Source organism: Pectobacterium aquaticum, assembly GCF_003382565.3.
GTDB classification, from domain to species: Bacteria; Pseudomonadota; Gammaproteobacteria; order Enterobacterales; family Enterobacteriaceae; genus Pectobacterium; species Pectobacterium aquaticum.
The window spans coordinates 3359195-3377301 of record NZ_CP086253.1 but is presented as its reverse complement, the minus strand read 5'-3'; the positions used below and the strand labels follow the sequence as shown (position 1 = coordinate 3377301).

At 52.2% G+C, this 18107-nt stretch carries 15 protein-coding genes; all 15 read left to right on the top strand.

Annotated features, from left to right (window positions below; all coding sequences use genetic code 11):
• Positions 1 to 85: 85 nt before the first annotated feature.
• The 15 genes from pyrH (at position 86) to accA (ending at position 18008) form a co-directional block, all read left to right on the top strand.
• Positions 86 to 811, top strand: coding sequence for a UMP kinase (gene pyrH, locus DMB82_RS15680; protein ID WP_005975910.1), 726 nt, complete (start codon positions 86 to 88; stop codon positions 809 to 811).
• 135 nt (positions 812 to 946) lie between these two features.
• Positions 947 to 1504, top strand: a complete 558-nt coding sequence (frr, locus tag DMB82_RS15675; RefSeq protein WP_116163952.1) for a ribosome recycling factor — start codon at positions 947 to 949, stop codon at positions 1502 to 1504.
• A 243-nt stretch (positions 1505 to 1747) separates the two neighbouring features.
• Entirely contained in the window at positions 1748 to 2944 is a 1197-nt protein-coding gene (ispC, locus tag DMB82_RS15670; RefSeq protein ID WP_116163950.1) for a 1-deoxy-D-xylulose-5-phosphate reductoisomerase, read from the top strand.
• 198 nt (positions 2945 to 3142) lie between these two features.
• Positions 3143 to 3904: a (2E,6E)-farnesyl-diphosphate-specific ditrans,polycis-undecaprenyl-diphosphate synthase gene (gene ispU / locus DMB82_RS15665; protein ID WP_116163948.1), complete on the top strand. Its 762-nt coding sequence runs from the start codon at positions 3143 to 3145 to the stop codon at positions 3902 to 3904.
• Between the two features lie 9 nt (positions 3905 to 3913).
• Positions 3914 to 4771 carry a phosphatidate cytidylyltransferase gene (gene cdsA, locus DMB82_RS15660; RefSeq protein WP_116163946.1) on the top strand — a complete coding sequence of 286 codons (858 nt, stop codon included), beginning with the start codon at positions 3914 to 3916 and terminating at the stop codon, positions 4769 to 4771.
• Between the two features lie 21 nt (positions 4772 to 4792).
• Positions 4793 to 6148 (top strand): sigma E protease regulator RseP, encoded by a 1356-nt coding sequence (gene rseP / locus DMB82_RS15655; protein WP_102118271.1) that lies wholly within the window; start codon positions 4793 to 4795, stop codon positions 6146 to 6148.
• A gap of 35 nt (positions 6149 to 6183) precedes the next feature.
• On the top strand, positions 6184 to 8628 hold the full coding sequence (bamA, locus tag DMB82_RS15650) for an outer membrane protein assembly factor BamA (protein WP_102118270.1): 2445 nt from the start codon (positions 6184 to 6186) through the stop codon (positions 8626 to 8628).
• A 194-nt stretch (positions 8629 to 8822) separates the two neighbouring features.
• On the top strand, positions 8823 to 9320 hold the full coding sequence (gene skp, locus DMB82_RS15645; protein WP_012773638.1) for a molecular chaperone Skp: 498 nt from the start codon (positions 8823 to 8825) through the stop codon (positions 9318 to 9320).
• A 3-nt stretch (positions 9321 to 9323) separates the two neighbouring features.
• Complete coding sequence (gene lpxD / locus DMB82_RS15640; protein WP_102118269.1) at positions 9324 to 10346, top strand: UDP-3-O-(3-hydroxymyristoyl)glucosamine N-acyltransferase; 1023 nt, start codon at positions 9324 to 9326, stop codon at positions 10344 to 10346.
• Between the two features lie 101 nt (positions 10347 to 10447).
• Entirely contained in the window at positions 10448 to 10903 is a 456-nt protein-coding gene (gene fabZ, locus DMB82_RS15635; protein WP_005975923.1) for a 3-hydroxyacyl-ACP dehydratase FabZ, read from the top strand.
• A 4-nt stretch (positions 10904 to 10907) separates the two neighbouring features.
• Positions 10908 to 11696 (top strand): acyl-ACP--UDP-N-acetylglucosamine O-acyltransferase, encoded by a 789-nt coding sequence (lpxA, locus tag DMB82_RS15630; RefSeq protein WP_010284845.1) that lies wholly within the window; start codon positions 10908 to 10910, stop codon positions 11694 to 11696.
• Between the two features lie 3 nt (positions 11697 to 11699).
• A complete protein-coding gene (gene lpxB, locus DMB82_RS15625; RefSeq protein WP_116156339.1) occupies positions 11700 to 12851 on the top strand; it encodes a lipid-A-disaccharide synthase in 1152 nt (383 codons plus the stop codon).
• 20 nt (positions 12852 to 12871) lie between these two features.
• Positions 12872 to 13468: a ribonuclease HII gene (rnhB, locus tag DMB82_RS15620; RefSeq protein WP_102118325.1), complete on the top strand. Its 597-nt coding sequence runs from the start codon at positions 12872 to 12874 to the stop codon at positions 13466 to 13468.
• Positions 13469 to 13553: 85 nt separating this feature from the next.
• Positions 13554 to 17036, top strand: a complete 3483-nt coding sequence (gene dnaE / locus DMB82_RS15615; RefSeq protein WP_116163944.1) for a DNA polymerase III subunit alpha — start codon at positions 13554 to 13556, stop codon at positions 17034 to 17036.
• Between the two features lie 12 nt (positions 17037 to 17048).
• Entirely contained in the window at positions 17049 to 18008 is a 960-nt protein-coding gene (gene accA / locus DMB82_RS15610) for an acetyl-CoA carboxylase carboxyl transferase subunit alpha (RefSeq protein WP_102118266.1), read from the top strand.
• Positions 18009 to 18107: the final 99 nt, after the last annotated feature.

The following is an 18107-nucleotide window of genomic DNA, read 5'->3' as shown; positions in this document are numbered from 1 at the left end:
TCCTGTATTCAGATAGGGGCCGGGTGGAACAGTTTTGATTTTTACAACCCCCCAATACGACGACAGCCTGTAGGATAAGAACACCATGGCAACCAATGCAAAACCCGTCTATCAACGAATCCTGCTGAAGCTCAGTGGCGAAGCTTTACAGGGAACTGAAGGTTTTGGTATCGATGCGAGCATTCTGGATCGCATGGCTCAGGAAGTGAAAGAACTGGTTGAGTTAGGCATTCAGGTCGGTGTAGTTATCGGCGGTGGTAACCTGTTTCGTGGCGCGGGTCTGGCTAAAGCGGGTATGAACCGCGTTGTGGGCGACCACATGGGAATGCTGGCGACCGTCATGAATGGTCTGGCAATGCGTGATGCGTTGCACCGTGCCTATGTGAACGCTCGTCTGATGTCTGCCATTCCCCTGAATGGCGTCTGTGACAATTACAGCTGGGCAGAAGCGATTAGCCTGCTGCGTAATAACCGCGTAGTGATTTTCTCCGCTGGAACAGGCAACCCTTTCTTCACCACGGATTCAGCGGCTTGCCTGCGCGGCATTGAGATTGAAGCGGATGTCGTATTGAAAGCGACAAAAGTCGATGGCGTCTATTCTGCCGATCCGGTACAAGATCCTTCAGCGACGATGTACGAAACGCTAACCTATCAAGACGTGTTAGAACGTGAGCTGAAAGTGATGGATCTTGCCGCGTTTACGCTGGCACGCGACCATAATTTGCCGATCCGTGTTTTCAACATGAACAAACCTGGCGCACTGCGTCGCGTTGTCATGGGTGAAAAAGAAGGGACGTTGATTAGTCAGTAATAACGGCTAATCCCGATTATAGGGTAATATATTCTCAGTATTGCTCTATACGCCAGCCGCACGCTGGCATTAATTATTCACCGGGTCATGTACTGACATGGCCTGCCAGGCAACCAGTTTTCAAGGGTTCACAACGTGACTAATGAAATCAGAAAAGATGCTGAAACGCGCATGGACAAATGTGTTGAAGCGTTTAAAAACCAGATCAACAGAATCCGTACCGGCCGTGCATCGCCTAGTATTCTCGATGGTATTCATATTGATTACTATGGCAGCGCGACACCACTGCGTCAGGTTGCTAACGTTGTCGTAGAAGATTCCCGCACGCTGGCGATTTCGGTATTCGATCGTTCGCTTGGCCCAGCGGTTGAGAAAGCGATCATGGCTTCCGACCTCGGCCTGAACCCGTCTTCTGCTGGTACTGTAATCCGTGTTCCGTTGCCACCTCTGACGGAAGAACGTCGTAAAGATCTGATCAAAGTGGTGCGTGGCGAAGCAGAACAGGGGCGTATCTCCGTACGTAACGTGCGCCGTGATGCTAACGACAAGTTTAAAGCACTGTTGAAAGACAAAGCGATCAGTGAAGATGAAGAACGTCGCGCTCAGGACGACGTGCAGAAACTGACTGACAACTTCATTAAGAAAGTGGACGTCGCACTGGCAGAAAAAGAAGCGGAGCTGATGGAGTTCTAATCAGCCTGTTGGATAGTGCGTCGCAGGGAATCTGTGGGCTTGCCCTCTTTTTCCGGCGGCGCTTTGTTTTATGGTTATACAAGGAATGGGTGAAGGCTAGCCCCTCTGGGTAGTAAACAATTTTTTGCTGTGTATATGCCTGCGGTTATCGTGACTGTGATCGATAGCAGAGATATATCATGGTAATCGCCTCAGACTCGTGTACCTTCCTGTCATCAAATCCGGTTATTCAGAGCATTTTTAATGAAGCAACTGACAATTCTTGGTTCCACCGGCTCTATTGGCGTCAGTTCGCTGGCAGTGATTAAAGCCAATCCCGATAAATTTGCCGTACGCGCGTTATCCGCCGGGTACAACGTCAAGTTGATGCTAGAGCAGTGCCTCACTTTCCAACCCGCCTATGCCTCAATGGCTGATGAAGCCTCTGCAACCTCCCTGCGCCAGCAGTTGGCGGAATATGGTTGTAAGACGGAAGTGCTGGCTGGAGAACAAGCAGCATGTGACCTTGCTGCATTGGATGGTGTCGATCAGGTGATGGCCGCGATTGTGGGGGCCGCAGGGCTATTGCCAACGCTAGCGGCAATTCATGCTGGAAAACAGGTTTTGTTGGCGAACAAAGAATCGCTGGTCACCTGCGGACGTCTCTTCATGGACGCCGTGGCGCAAAGTGGTGCACAGCTTTTACCAATTGATAGCGAACATAATGCGATTTTTCAGAGTTTACCTGAGCAAATTCAGCGCCAATTAGGCTACGCTTCATTGTCGCAGCATGGGGTCGAACGTATTGTTCTGACCGGTTCCGGTGGACCGTTTCGTGAAACTCCGGTGTCGGCGTTGGCGGACATGACGCCGGATCAGGCGTGCGCGCATCCAAACTGGTCAATGGGGCGCAAAATTTCGGTTGATTCTGCCACGATGATGAACAAAGGGCTGGAGTATATCGAAGCGCGCTGGTTGTTTAATGCTTCTGCCGAACAGATGGAAGTCATTATTCATCCGCAGTCAGTGATTCACTCGATGGTGCGTTACCGTGATGGTAGCGTTCTGGCGCAGTTAGGATCGCCCGACATGCGTACGCCGATTGCTCATGCAATGGCTTATCCTGAACGTGTGACATCGGGGGTAAAAGCGTTAGATTTTTGCCAGATTGGCGCGCTGACATTTTTGGCACCGGACTATGCGCGCTATCCTTGTTTACAGCTCGCTATTGATGCTTGTAATCATGGTCAGTCGGCCACTACGGCACTGAATGCGGCGAATGAAGTTGCAGTGGCAGCATTCTTGCAGGCGCAGATTCGTTTTACGGATATCGCGGCGGTAAATCGGCATGTCATTGAACAACTTACATTGCCAGAACCCGCCAGCGTTGATGATGTTCTGTTCATCGACCGCTGGGCCAGACAGGTCGCAACACAGACCCTGACACATTACGCGCGATAGCTGGATAACGCCGTGGCACAATTTGTTCATGTGCGGTGGAGGTGGTATAGTCTGCGCCACTCAATGGTTGATTATGCGAAAGTTGTTTAATCGACCGTGAAGCTAAGCCGTGATCGTTCACGGCTTTTTTTGCGCTAACGGGATCTGATGTTACGGAAGAACTGTTGTATTTCTTGCTTGAGGAAATAAGTACGCGTTATGCCGTCCGATAATCAAAAAAATACTAACGATCTGCCACCCGCCGGGCCGCGGCATGTTGCCATTATCATGGATGGCAATGGTCGCTGGGCGAAAAGCCGGGGGAAAATGCGGATTTTTGGCCATCAGGCTGGTGTAAAGGCTGTGCGACGGTCGGTCAGTTTTGCAGTGAGCCAAGGGCTGGATGCACTGACACTTTACGCATTTAGCAGTGAAAACTGGAACCGTCCGGCGCAGGAAGTTTCCGCACTCATGGAACTGTTTGTTAGAGCGCTGGACAGCGAAGTGAAAAGCCTGCATAAGCACAATGTTCGCTTGCGAGTGATTGGCGATATCGGCCGCTTCAGTCCGCGTTTACAAGAGCGAATTCGTCGTTCAGAAGTACTGACGGAAAAGAATCAGGGGCTCACACTGAATATTGCCGCGAATTATGGCGGCCGTTGGGATATTATTCAGGGAGTACGGCAACTTGCAGAGCAGGTGCAGGAAGGCATTCTGCGCCCTGATAGCATTAATGAAGCGTCATTATGTCAGTACATCTGTCTGCATGATCTGGCTCCGGTTGATTTGGTGATCAGAACCGGTGGAGAACACCGCATCAGTAATTTTCTTCTGTGGCAAATTGCTTATGCTGAACTTTACTTTACTGATGTCCTCTGGCCTGATTTCGATGAACAAGTCTTTGAAGGTGCGCTGAATGCTTTTGCACAACGCGAGCGCCGCTTCGGGGGAACAACACCTAACGATGCTGATGCATCCTAGGGGGAACTTTTGCTGAAGTATCGCCTGATTACTGCTTTTATTTTGATCCCGATTGTTATTGCAGCACTTTTCTTGCTGCCTCCTCTGGGATTCACGCTTGTTACGCTGGCTGTGTGTATGCTGGCGGCATGGGAATGGGGTCAGCTGGCGGGGTTTGCCTCTTATGGCCAACGCTTATGGCTCGCGATCCTGTGTGGTTTCTTGCTGGCACTGATGCTGTTATCACTCCCGGCCTACCATTATTCCGTGCATATTCCGCAAATCAGCATCGCGCTCTGGTCATCACTGGTGTGGTGGGGTGTCGCGCTGCTGTTGGTGCTGTTCTATCCAGCCTCCGCCTCATTCTGGCGTCATTCGCGTACATTTCGGTTGGTGTTCGGTATTATGACGATCGTGCCATTTTTCTGGGGGATGGTCTCGCTTCGTCATTACCATTACGCGATTAACCCATTCGCGGGTGCTTGGTGGCTGCTGTACGTCATGCTGCTGGTGTGGGGCGCGGACAGCGGTGCCTACATGTTCGGTAAACTGTTTGGTAAGCGTAAACTCGCGCCAAAAGTTTCGCCGGGCAAAACCTGGGAAGGCTTTCTCGGTGGCCTGGCAACCTCAGCGCTCATCTCTGTGCTGTTTAGCCTGTATGCGCCATTAACGGTAGCGCCATCGACGTTATTGATTTGTTCTATCGCCGCTGCGCTGGCCTCGGTGTTGGGTGATTTGACGGAAAGTATGTTCAAACGCGAGGCGGGCATCAAAGACAGTAGCCATTTGATTCCGGGGCACGGTGGTGTGCTCGATCGTATCGACAGCCTGACGGCTGCGGTTCCTGTGTTCTCTTGCCTGATGCTGCTGCTGTTTAAAGTGGCTTAGAATAAAGCGGTAGAGCTATTTATGCTGAGTTTTCTCTGGAATCTTGCCGCGTTTATCATCGCACTGGGTGTGCTGGTCACTGTCCATGAATTTGGGCATTTCTGGGTAGCGCGCCGCTGTGGTGTGAAGGTCGAACGCTTCTCCGTCGGTTTCGGACGTGCGCTATGGCGTCGTCGCGATCGTACCGGTACAGAATTCGTGATTGCGCTGATCCCACTTGGCGGCTACGTGAAGATGCTGGATGAGCGCGTCGATACCGTTGCGCCAGAATTTCGTCACCAGTCATTTAACAGTAAAACGGTCTGGCAACGTGCGGCTATTGTCAGCGCTGGGCCGATTGCCAATTTTCTGTTTGCGATTGTGGCGTACTGGCTGGTGTTTATTATCGGCGTACCGGGCGTGCGTCCAGTCGTCGGTGAAATACTGCCCAACTCCATCGCGGCGCAGGCGGAAATGTCGGCGGGAATGGAACTAAAATCCGTTGATAGCATCGAAACGCCTGATTGGGATAGCGCACGTCTGGCACTGATCGGTAAAATCGGTGATAGCGATGTCGTGATCGGAACTGCACCTTTAGGCTCCGACCGTGTCGTCCTGAAAACGCTGGATTTGCGCGAGTGGCAGTTTGAGCCTGATAAGCAAGATCCTGCTGCCTCGCTCGGGATTATCCCGCGTGGTCCGCAAATCGAGCCGGTACTGCATCAGGTGCAGGTCGGATCGGCGGCGGAAAAAGCAGGTTTGCAAGTCGGAGATAGGATCGTTAAAGTCGACGGGCAAGCGCTAGCACAATGGCGTGATTTTGTTATCGCCGTGCGTGACAACCCCGGACAATCTATTGCTCTGGAAGTGGAGCGCAACGGCTCAACCGTCCCGCTGACGTTAACGCCAGACAGCAAATCTGTGGGAAGTGGCAGAGTTGAAGGGCTGGCAGGCGTTATGCCAAGTGTGACGCCGCTGCCCGAAGAATACAGGACTGTGCGCCAGTATGGGCCGTTCAGTGCGATCTACCAGGCAACAGATAAAACCTGGCAACTGATGAAATTGACCGTCAGTATGTTAGGGAAACTGGTTATGGGGGATGTTAAGCTGAACAACCTGAGTGGTCCCATTTCGATTGCTCAGGGCGCAGGAATGTCAGCAGATTATGGATTGATTTATTACCTGATGTTTTTGGCCTTAATCAGCGTCAATTTGGGGATCATCAATCTGTTCCCTCTGCCGGTATTGGATGGTGGACACCTGCTCTTTCTTGCGGTTGAAAAGTTGAAGGGCAGGCCGGTTTCTGAGCGTGTGCAGGACGTTAGCTATCGCATTGGTACAGTGTTGCTGATGTTGTTAATGGGACTCGCACTTTTCAATGATTTCTCTCGTCTCTAGGCGTGGGATTAGGTTAGGAAAAACGCATAACAACGATGGCGATCAAAAAGTTGCTCATAGCGTCGCTGCTGTTTAGCAGCGCAACCGTATACGGTGCAGACGGGTTCGTAGTGAAGGACATTCATTTCGAGGGCCTGCAAAGGGTTGCCGTCGGAGCGGCATTACTCAGTATGCCAGTCCGCGTTGGTGATACCATCGGTGACGATGATATCGGTAACACCATCCGTGCCTTGTTTGCGACCGGAAATTTTGAAGATGTTCGTGTCCTGCGTGATGGCGAAACGCTGATTGTGCAGGTGAAAGAACGTCCAACCATCGCCAGCGTCACGTTTTCCGGCAATAAGTCAGTCAAAGACGACATGCTGAAAGAAAACCTGGAGGCCTCTGGCGTGCGCGTCGGTGAAGCGTTAGACCGCACTGCGCTCACTAGCATCGAAAAAGGACTAGAAGATTTCTACTACAGCGTGGGCAAGTACAGTGCGTCGGTTAAAGCCGTTGTCACGCCACTTCCGCGTAACCGCGTAGACCTTAAACTGGTTTTCACAGAAGGCGTTTCCGCCAAGATCCAGCAGATTAATATTGTCGGTAACAAAGCGTTCAGTTCTGATGAATTGATCTCTCGTTTCCAACTGCGTGATGAAGTGCCGTGGTGGAACGTGGTCGGCGATCGTAAATACCAGAAACAAAAATTGTCTGGCGATCTGGAAACGTTACGGAGTTTCTATCTGGATCGCGGCTATGCACGTTTCAACATCGATTCCACACAGGTGAGTCTGACGCCAGATAAAAAAGGCATCTACATCACCATCAATATGACAGAAGGCGAGCAGTACAAGCTGTCTGGCGTCACGGTGAAAGGTAATCTGGCTGGTCACTCTGCGGAAATCGAAGGATTGACGAAGATTGAACCGGGTGAGCTCTACAACGGGACGAAAGTGACCCGGATGGAAGAGGACATCAAGAAACTGCTGGGCCGTTATGGCTATGCCTATCCGCGCGTGGTCACTCAGCCGGAAATTAATGACGCAGACAAGACGGTGAGATTAAACATCAACGTCGATGCGGGTAACCGTTTCTATGTGCGTCATATCCGCTTTGACGGTAACGACACGTCTAAAGACTCCGTTCTGCGCCGTGAAATGCGTCAGATGGAAGGTGCCTGGTTAGGCAACGATCTGGTTGAGCAGGGCAAAGAGCGTCTGAACCGACTGGGATACTTTGAAAGCGTTGATGTAGAAACGCAGCGCGTTCCCGGCGTGGCCGATCAGGTTGATGTAACGTATAAAGTCAAAGAGCGTAATACGGGCACATTCAACTTTGGTGTCGGTTTCGGTACAGAAAGTGGCGTGAGCTTCCAGGCTGGGGTTCAGCAGGACAACTGGCTGGGAACGGGTAACTCCGTTGGTATCAGCGGGACGAAAAATGACTATCAGACGTATGTTGAGCTGTCACTGACCGACCCGTACTTTACCGTTGATGGCGTTAGCCTCGGTGGCCGCATATTTTATAACAAATTTGAGGCGTCAGACGCCGATCTGTCCGACTACACCAACGTGAGCTATGGCGTTGGCAGCACCTTGGGCTTCCCGATTAACGAGAATAACTCACTGCGTGTTGGTCTGGATTATGTGCATAACGATCTGTCGGATATGAGACCGCAGGTGGCGATGTGGCGTTATCTGGATTCTGTCGGGGTTAATCCGTCCGTAGTTGGTGAGAATGTTAAATCCAGTGCAGATTTCAAAGCGAACGATTTGTTCCTGAATACCGGATGGTCGTATAACAATCTGGATCGCGGTTACTTCCCGACGAAAGGAACGCGTGCGTCAGCGAATGCCAAGATCGCTGTGCCGGGTTCGGACAACGAATACTACAAACTGACGTTTGATTCGACGAGCTACTACCCATTGAGCGATAGCGGTAACTGGGTGGTGATGGGCCGTACGCGTGCAGGCTTTGCGGATGGTATCGGAAGTAAAGAAGTGCCGTTCTACGATAACTTCTATGCTGGTGGTTCCAGTACAGTACGTGGCTTCCAGTCGAATACGATTGGGCCTAAAGCGGCGTATTATAAGTGTCCAGCGAGTCTTGTAGGTTCTGGCTTTGGTTCTTATTCTGCTTGCCCGATTGACTCAAGCAATATAGATGATGCCGTGGGTGGTAACGCGATGGCCGTACTGAGTGCGGAACTGATCGTACCGACGCCGTTCATCAGTGATAAATACGCGAGCTCCGTACGTACGTCCTTCTTTGTGGATGGCGGTACGGTATGGGATACCAACTGGAAAAATACACAGGAAACGATTGACGCAGGCGTACCGGATTACAGCAAAGCAAGTAACTTCCGTGTTTCCAGTGGTATCGCGTTGCAATGGATGTCTCCGCTTGGGCCATTGGTCTTCTCCTATGCCCAGCCGGTTAAAAAGTACGATGGAGACAAGTCGGAACAATTCCAGTTTAACATTGGTAAAACCTGGTAGTGTGACGTCAATAGATCGTATGCAGGGAATGTCGCATCGTGATTCGTTGAGACGAGCATGTCGTTGATATAAATAGTTCGTTGATATGAATAGTTCATGAATAGGAATGATTGCTCATAAGACGTTCATACCATGACGCGATGCTCATAATTAAAGTGTTAAGACACAAATTAGGTTAGGTTGAGGAGTTTATAGTGAAAAAGTGGTTATGTGCCGCAGGCCTCGGTTTAGCATTGGCTGCTTCAGCCAGCGTTCAGGCTGCTGACAAAATTGCCGTTGTTAACGTTTCCAGCATTTTCCAACAGCTGCCGCAGCGTGAAACCGTCGGCAAACAGCTGGAAAACGAATTCAAAGGCCGTGCTTCTGAACTGCAATCGATGGAAAACGATTTACAGACCAAGATGCAGAAGCTGCAGCGTGATGGCTCTACCATGAAAGCGAGCGATCGCAGCAAAATGGAAAAAGACGTCATGGCGCAGCGCGAACAGTTCTCTACCAAAGCGCAGGCTTTTGACCAAGACAACCGCCGTCGTCAGATGGAAGAACGTAACAAAATCCTGAGCCGTATCCAGGATGCGGTGAAAGCCGTTGCAACCAAAGAAGGTTATGATGTTGTGATTGACGCTAACGCGGTTGCGTATGTCGCCAATGCGAAAGACATTACTGCCGATGTGCTGAAACAGGTTAAATAAACCATGGATTCAATTCGACTGGACGCGTTAGCTCAACAGTTGGATGCACAATTACACGGTGATGGCGATATCGTCATCACTGGTGTTGCTTCTATGCATTCGGCAAAAACTGGGCAAATTACGTTTCTTTCCGACAGTCGTTACCGTGAGCAACTGGCCGGGACGCAAGCGTCAGCGGTCGTGCTGACGGAAGCGGATTTACCTTACTGTCAGGTTGCTGCGTTGGTAGTGAAGAATCCCTATCTCACCTATGCGCGCATGGCACAACTCCTGGACACTACGCCGCAGCCAGCAACCGATATTGCGCCGAGTGCGGTTATTGCTCCAGATGCGACGCTGGGCCAGAACGTGTCCGTTGGTGCACATGCCGTCATCGAATCTGGTGCACACTTGGGTGATGGCGTTGTCATTGGCCCCGGCTGCTTCATCGGCAAAGATGCCCGCATTGGTGCCGGTACCCGTTTGTGGGCAAATGTCACGATTTATCACCGCGTTACGCTGGGTGAGCATTGCCTGATCCAGTCGGGAACCGTGATCGGTTCTGACGGCTTTGGCTATGCCAACGATCGCGGCAACTGGGTTAAGATCCCGCAGTTGGGAACGGTCAGAATTGGCGATCGAGTTGAGATTGGCGCGAGCACAACCATCGATCGTGGTGCGTTGGATGATACGGTCATTGGCAATGGTGTTATCATTGATAACCAATGCCAGATTGCGCACAACGTCGTGATTGGCGACAATACCGCGGTCGCGGGTGGCGTCATTATGGCGGGGAGCTTGAAAATTGGTCGTTATTGTATGATCGGTGGTGCCAGCGTGATTAACGGGCACATGGAGATCTGCGATAAAGTGACGGTAACGGGAATGGGGATGGTCATGCGACCCATCACAGAACCTGGGGTATACTCTTCGGGCATTCCTTTGCAACCTAACAAAGTGTGGCGCAAAACTGCAGCGCTGGTGATGAATATTGATGAGATAAGCAAACGGTTGAAAGCCGTTGAACGAAAAGTCGATAACGTTTAATCACTCGCGTTTTATTTGCGGCCTGCCTGAAGACACCTAATTTAGGGTCTGCGCAGGCCGTGTTGTTGATGGCATCAGTTTTTATGGACAGGAAGAGTATTTTGACTACTGACACTCATACTCTGAATATTGAAGAGATTTTAGAATTATTACCGCACCGTTTCCCGTTTTTGCTGGTTGATCGGGTACTGGATTTTGAAGAAGGTAAGTTTCTGCGGGCGGTGAAAAACGTCTCTTTCAACGAACCCTTCTTTCAGGGGCATTTCCCGGGTAAACCGATTTTTCCCGGCGTGTTGATTCTGGAAGCCATGGCTCAGGCTACTGGTATTCTTGCGTTTAAAAGCGTAGGCAAACTGGAGCCGGGTGAGCTGTATTACTTCGCCGCTGTTGACGAAGCGCGCTTTAAGCGCCCGGTACAGCCAGGCGATCAAATGATCCTTGAAGTTGAATTCATCAAAGAGCGTCGCGGCGTTGCGCGCTTTAAAGGTGTTGCCAAAGTTGATGGCGAAGTGGCCTGTGAAGCGTCAATGATGTGTGCTCGCCGTCGGGAGTCCTGATAACGTGATTGATCAAACCGCCTTTATTCACCCTAGTTCGATTGTTGAAGACGGTGCCATTATTGGTGCTGGCGTTCATATTGGCCCGTTCTGCTATATCGGTTCTCAGGTTGAGATCGGTGCGGGGACGGTGCTGAAATCACATGTCGTCGTCAATGGCGTCACTAAAATTGGTCGCGACAACGAAATCTATCAGTTCACGTCAATTGGTGAAGTGAATCAGGATCTCAAATATGCCGGGGAACCGACCCGCGTTGAGATTGGCGATCGTAACCGCATCCGTGAAAGCGTCACGATTCATCGTGGCACGACACAGGGCGGTGGGTTGACTAAAGTCGGTAGCGATAACCTGTTGATGATCAACACGCATATCGCACATGACTGCGTCGTGGGTAATCGTTGTATTCTGGCGAATAATGCGACGCTGGGTGGCCACGTTTCCGTTGATGATTTTGCGATTATCGGTGGGATGACGGCCGTGCACCAGTTCTGCATTATCGGTGCTCACGTCATGGTGGGTGGATGTTCCGGTGTGGCGCAAGACGTGCCGCCGTATGTGATCGCGCAGGGTAACCACGCTACGCCGTTCGGCCTGAACATTGAGGGCCTGAAGCGTCGTGGATTCGAGAAAGACACCCTGCACGCGATTCGTAACGCGTACAAGCTGCTCTACCGCAGCGGTAGAACGCTGGACGAAGTGAAACCGGAAATTGAAGCGCTGGCTGCTGAACACCCAGCTGTGCAGGCGTTTACCGATTTCTTTGCCCGTTCTACTCGCGGCATCATTCGTTAATCCATGTCGTCACGTCCTTTGACTATTGGGCTGGTCGCCGGAGAAACTTCCGGCGACATCCTTGGCGCAGGCCTGATCCGGGCGCTAAAAGAAAAGGTGCCGGATGTGCGGTTTGTCGGCGTTGCCGGGCCACGTATGCAGGCCGAAGGCTGTGAAGCCTGGTACGAGATGGAAGAGCTGGCTGTCATGGGCATTGTTGAGGTGCTTGAACGCCTTCCTCGCCTGCTGAAAATTCGGCGGGATTTAACCCAGCGCTTTAGCGAACTTCAACCTGATGTTTTTGTCGGCATTGATGCCCCTGATTTCAATATCACGCTAGAAGGCAACCTCAAGCAGCGCGGTATCAATACCATTCACTACGTCAGCCCTTCCGTGTGGGCATGGCGGCAAAAACGCGTTTTCAAAATAGGTAAAGCGACCAATCTGGTGCTGGCCTTCTTGCCTTTTGAAAAAGCGTTTTACGATCGTTTCAATGTGCCCTGTCGCTTTATCGGTCATACGATGGCCGATGCGATGCCGCTGCATCCCGATAAACTGGCAGCACGCGCGACGTTGGGTATTGCGCCCGATGTGCATTGTCTGGCGCTGTTGCCGGGCAGTCGCGGTGCAGAAGTTGAAATGCTTAGCGCAGATTTTCTCAATACGGCTGTGCTACTGCGCCAGCATTTTCCCGATCTGGAAATCGTGGTTCCGCTGGTCAACAGCAAGCGGCGTGAACAGTTTGAGCGGATAAAAAGTAGCGTGGCGCCCGATCTACGCGTGCATCTGCTGGATGGGCAGGCGCGAGAAGCCATGATTGCCAGTGATGCGGCACTATTGGCATCCGGTACGGCGGCACTGGAATGCATGCTGGCTAAATGCCCGATGGTTGTCGGTTATCGCATGAAGCCTTTTACCTTCTGGCTAGCACAGCGCTTGGTCAAAACGCCGTGGGTGTCGCTGCCGAATTTGCTGGCTGGGCGGGAGCTGGTGACGGAATTGCTACAGACCGATTGTACGCCGGATAAGTTGGCTGCTGCGCTGCTGCCGCTGTTTTCCGATACGGAAGAAATGGCTGAGCTACGCGCAACGTTTGTGGATTTGCATCAGCAGATTCGCTGTAACGCCGATGAGCAGGCGGCTCAGGCGGTACTGGAATTAGTAAAGCCATGTTAGTAAAACCATCCAATAAAATCATGAGTGAAATATTTATCTATCCGCAGGCGACCTGTATCGCTGGCGTTGATGAAGTGGGCCGTGGCCCTCTGGTTGGCGCGGTCGTAACGGCTGCGGTGATTCTTGATCCGACTAGGCCAATTGTTGGGCTGGCGGACTCTAAACAGCTGAGTGAAAAACGTCGGCTGGCGCTCTATGATGAAATCAAAGAGAAGGCGTTGGCGTGGAGCCTTGGTCGGGCAGAGCCGGAAGAGATTGATCAACTGAATATCCTGCATGCTACCATGCTGGCAATGCAGCGTGCGGTGGCTGGATTGGCTGTCGTGCCTGATTTTGTTCTCATTGACGGCAACCGTTGCCCGGCGCTGCCGATGCCCGCTCAGGCGGTCGTAAAAGGGGATAGCCGCGTGGCAGAAATCAGCGCGGCCTCGATTATGGCGAAAGTCACTCGCGATCGTGAGATGGTCGAGTTAGATCAACGCTTCCCCGCTTATGGTTTTGCCCAACACAAAGGTTATCCAACGGCTTTTCATCTGGAGAAACTGGCCGCACTGGGTGCCACTGAGTTTCACCGTCGGAGCTTCGCGCCAGTCAAACGTGCACTAGGTCTGGCGTAAACATCATCATTCACTCTCGGTGTGGCGTGCGTGCGTAAGCGTGTCGTTGCCATGCTGACTAATCGATAAATTCTGGGATCTGGAGATGGCCGAACCACGTTTTGTTCACCTGCGTGTTCATAGTGACTATTCCATGATCGATGGGCTGGCCAAAGTCGGTCCGCTGGTAAAAAAAGCGGCAGCACTCGGCATGCCAGCGCTGGCGATTACCGATTTTACCAACCTGTGTGGGCTGGTTAAATTCTATGGCGGCGCGCATGGTGCGGGAATCAAGCCCATTATCGGCGCAGATTTCTGTGTCGAAAGCGACGAATTGGGTGATGAGCTCGCGCATCTTACCGTTCTGGCGATGAATAATGCTGGCTACCAGAATCTTACGCTGCTGATTTCCCATGCTTATCAACGAGGCTATGGCGCTGCTGGGCCGACGATTGACCGAGATTGGCTGATTGAGCATCAGGAAGGGCTGATTTTACTGTCTGGCGGCCGCCGAGGTGATGTTGGCCGATTTTTGCTGCGCGGTAACCAGACGCAGGCCGAACAGTGTCTGGCCTTCTATCAGGAACACTTCCCCCAGCGTTACTATCTGGAACTGATCCGCACGTCCCGCCCCGATGAAGAAAGCTATTTGCACGCAGCCGTCGAGCTGGCGACGAAGCACGGGGTGCCCGTGGTGGCGACCAATGAAGTGTGCTTTATCAGCACCGATGATTTTGACGCTCACGAAATTCGCGTAGCGATTCACGACGGTTACACGCTTGACGATCCCAAACGTCCACGTCATTACAGCCCGCAGCAGTACATGCGCTCCGAAGAGGAAATGTGCGAGCTGTTTGCGGATATCCCCGAAGCGCTGGCGAACAGCGTTGAAATTGCCAAGCGTTGTAACGTAACAATTCGTCTGGGTGAGTATTTCCTGCCGCAGTTCCCGACGGGCGACATGAGCACGGAAGATTTTCTGGTTCAGTGCTCGAAAAAGGGGCTGGAGGAACGTCTCGAATTCCTGTTCCCCGATCCGGAAGTGCGTGCTGAGCGTCGGCCTGAATATGATGAGCGTCTGGATATTGAACTGGGCGTCATCAACCAGATGGGATTTCCCGGCTACTTCCTGATCGTCATGGAGTTTATTCAGTGGTCGAAGGATAACGATGTGCCTGTTGGGCCGGGACGTGGTTCCGGTGCGGGGTCGTTAGTCGCCTACGCGCTGAAAATCACCGATCTGGATCCGCTTGAATTCGATCTACTGTTCGAACGTTTCCTCAACCCTGAACGTGTCTCCATGCCTGACTTCGACGTCGATTTCTGTATGGAAAAACGCGATAAGGTCATCGATCACGTCGCGGAAATGTACGGACGTGATGCGGTATCGCAGATTATCACCTTCGGTACGATGGCGGCGAAAGCGGTGATTCGTGACGTCGGGCGCGTGCTTGGACACCCTTATGGGTTTGTCGATCGCATTTCAAAGCTGGTGCCGCCCGATCCGGGTATGACGCTGGAAAAAGCGTTTGCTGCTGAACCGCAGCTGCCAGAAATTTATGAGGCCGATGAAGAAGTTAGGGCCCTCATCGATATGGCGCGCAAGCTCGAAGGGGTAACGCGTAACGCGGGTAAACATGCGGGTGGGGTGGTGATATCCCCCACCAAGATTACCGATTTTGCACCGCTGTACTGTGATTCCGAAGGAAACCATCCGGTTACCCAGTTTGATAAGAACGACGTCGAATATGCTGGGCTGGTGAAGTTCGACTTCCTTGGCCTGCGTACGCTGACCATCATCGACTGGGCGCTGAGGATGATTAACGCCCGTCGCGCGAAGCAAGGGCAGGAGCCGATTGATATTGCGGCGATCCCGCTCGACGATAAGAAAAGCTTCGACATGCTGCAACGCTCGGAAACCACGGCGGTATTCCAGCTTGAATCGCGCGGCATGAAAGACCTAATCAAACGCCTTAAGCCCGACTGTTTCGAAGATATGATCGCACTGGTGGCGCTGTTCCGCCCTGGCCCATTGCAATCCGGCATGGTAGATAACTTCATCGACCGTAAGCACGGTCGTGAAGCGATCTCGTATCCTGATATCGAATGGCAGCACGAGTCACTTAAGCCTGTGCTGGAGCCGACCTACGGCATTATCCTGTATCAGGAACAGGTCATGCAGATTGCGCAGGTTCTGGCAGGCTATACGCTGGGCGGCGCGGATATGCTGCGTCGTGCGATGGGGAAAAAGAACCCGGTCGAAATGGCGAAGCAGCGTGGTGGCTTCGAAGATGGTGCCAAATCTCGCGGCGTGAACGGCGAATTGGCGGTTAAGATTTTTGACCTGGTGGAAAAATTCGCCGGTTATGGCTTTAATAAATCTCACTCCGCGGCCTATGCGCTGGTGTCTTACCAAACGCTATGGCTGAAGGCGCACTATCCGGCAGAATTCATGGCGGCCGTAATGACGGCCGATATGGACAACACGGATAAAGTGGTCGGCCTGGTTGATGAATGCTGGCGGATGGGGTTAAAAATCCTGCCTCCGGACATCAACAGCGGGCTGTATCACTTCCACGTTAATGACGATGGCGAGATTGTTTACGGCATCGGCGCGATTAAAGGCGTGGGGGAAGGCCCGATTGAGGCGATTATCGAGGCGCGTAATCAGGGCGGCTATTTTAGAGAGCTGTTTGATCTCTGCGCGCGTACCGACATTAAAAAGCTGAACCGCCGCGTGCTGGAAAAGTTGATTATGTCTGGGGCATTCGACCGTCTGGGGCCACATCGCGCCGCGCTGATGAATTCATTGCCTGATGCGCTGAAGGCCGCCGATCAGCATGCGAAAGCGGAAGCCATTGGTCAGGTGGATATGTTCGGTGTGCTGGCCGACGCGCCTGAACAGGTTGAGCAATCCTACAGTTCGGTGCCGCCGTGGCCGGAGCAGGTGGTGCTGGATGGTGAACGGGAAACGTTGGGGCTGTATCTGACCGGCCACCCGATCACGCAATATATTAAGGAAATTGAACGCTATGCCGGTGGCGTGCGTTTGAAAGATATGCACCCGACGGATCGGGGTAAAATGACCACTGCTGTTGGGCTGGTGTTGGCGGCTCGCGTCATGGTAACCAAGCGGGGTAACCGTATTGGTGTCTGTACATTGGACGATCGTTCCGGTCGGCTTGAGATCATGCTGTTTACCGATGCATTGGAAAAATATCAGCATTTACTTGAGAAAGACCGTATCCTTATCGCCAGTGGACAGGTCAGCTTTGATGACTTCAGCGGCGGGCTTAAAATGACCGTCCGAGAGTTAATGGATATCAGTGAAGCGCGGGAAAAATACGCGCGCGGGCTTGCTATCTCGCTGACTGACAGGCAAATTGATGACCAGCTATTAAACCGTCTCCGCCAATCGTTGGAACCCCATCGATCGGGGACGATCCCAGTGCATCTCTATTACCAGCGTGAAGATGCGCGTGCCCGACTACGTTTCGGCGCAGCATGGCGTGTAACGCCTGCCGATGCGCTACTGAACGAGCTGCGCACATTAGTGGGTAATGAGCAGGTGGAACTGGAATTTGACTAATATAGGAATACTATGAGTCTGAATTTTCTTGATTTTGAGCAGCCGATTGCAGAGTTGGAAGCGAAAATTGACTCGCTGACCGCAGTCAGCCGTCAAGACGAAAAATTAGATATTAATCTGGACGAAGAAGTCCAGCGCCTGCGTGAGAAGAGCGTTGAACTGACGCGCAAAATCTTCGCCGATTTGGGTGCCTGGCAGGTTGCGCAATTAGCGCGCCATCCGCAACGTCCTTATACGCTTGATTATATTAAGCATATCTTTACCGACTTTGATGAATTGGCTGGCGATCGTGCCTATGCCGATGATAAAGCCATTGTCGGCGGGATTGCCCGTTTGGATGGGCGTCCGGTGATGATCATTGGTCATCAAAAAGGGCGTGAGACCAAAGAAAAGATTCGCCGTAATTTCGGCATGCCTGCACCGGAAGGCTATCGCAAAGCGCTGCGCCTGATGGAAATGGCCGATCGCTTCAAGATGCCGATCATCACCTTCATCGACACGCCGGGCGCTTATCCGGGCGTTGGCGCAGAAGAACGCGGTCAGTCTGAAGCTATCGCGCGCAACCTGCGTGAAATGTCGACGCTGCGTGTGCCAATCATCTGTACCGTTATCGGTGAAGGTGGTTCTGGTGGTGCACTGGCTATCGGCGTGGGTGACAAGGTCAACATGTTGCAGTACAGCACCTACTCGGTGATTTCACCGGAAGGCTGTGCGTCTATCCTGTGGAAGAGTGCGGATAAAGCGCCGTTGGCGGCGGAAGCCATGGGCATTATTGCGCCGCGTCTGAAAGAGCTGAAACTGATCGATACCGTGATCCCTGAGCCGCTGGGGTCGGCGCACCGTAATGTCCCAGTGATGGCAGCGTCGCTGAAAGCACAACTGCTGGCCGACCTGCTCGATCTCGACGGCCTGACAGAAGAAGAACTGTTGAACCGCCGTTATCAGCGTTTGATGAACTATGGTTACTGTTAAGTACAGTGGTTACTGCTGATAAGGCGATTGTCTGATTGATGTGTTATCAATCAGGTGATTCTGGTGTTACTTTTAAAATCCGTTGTCAGAAATGACAGC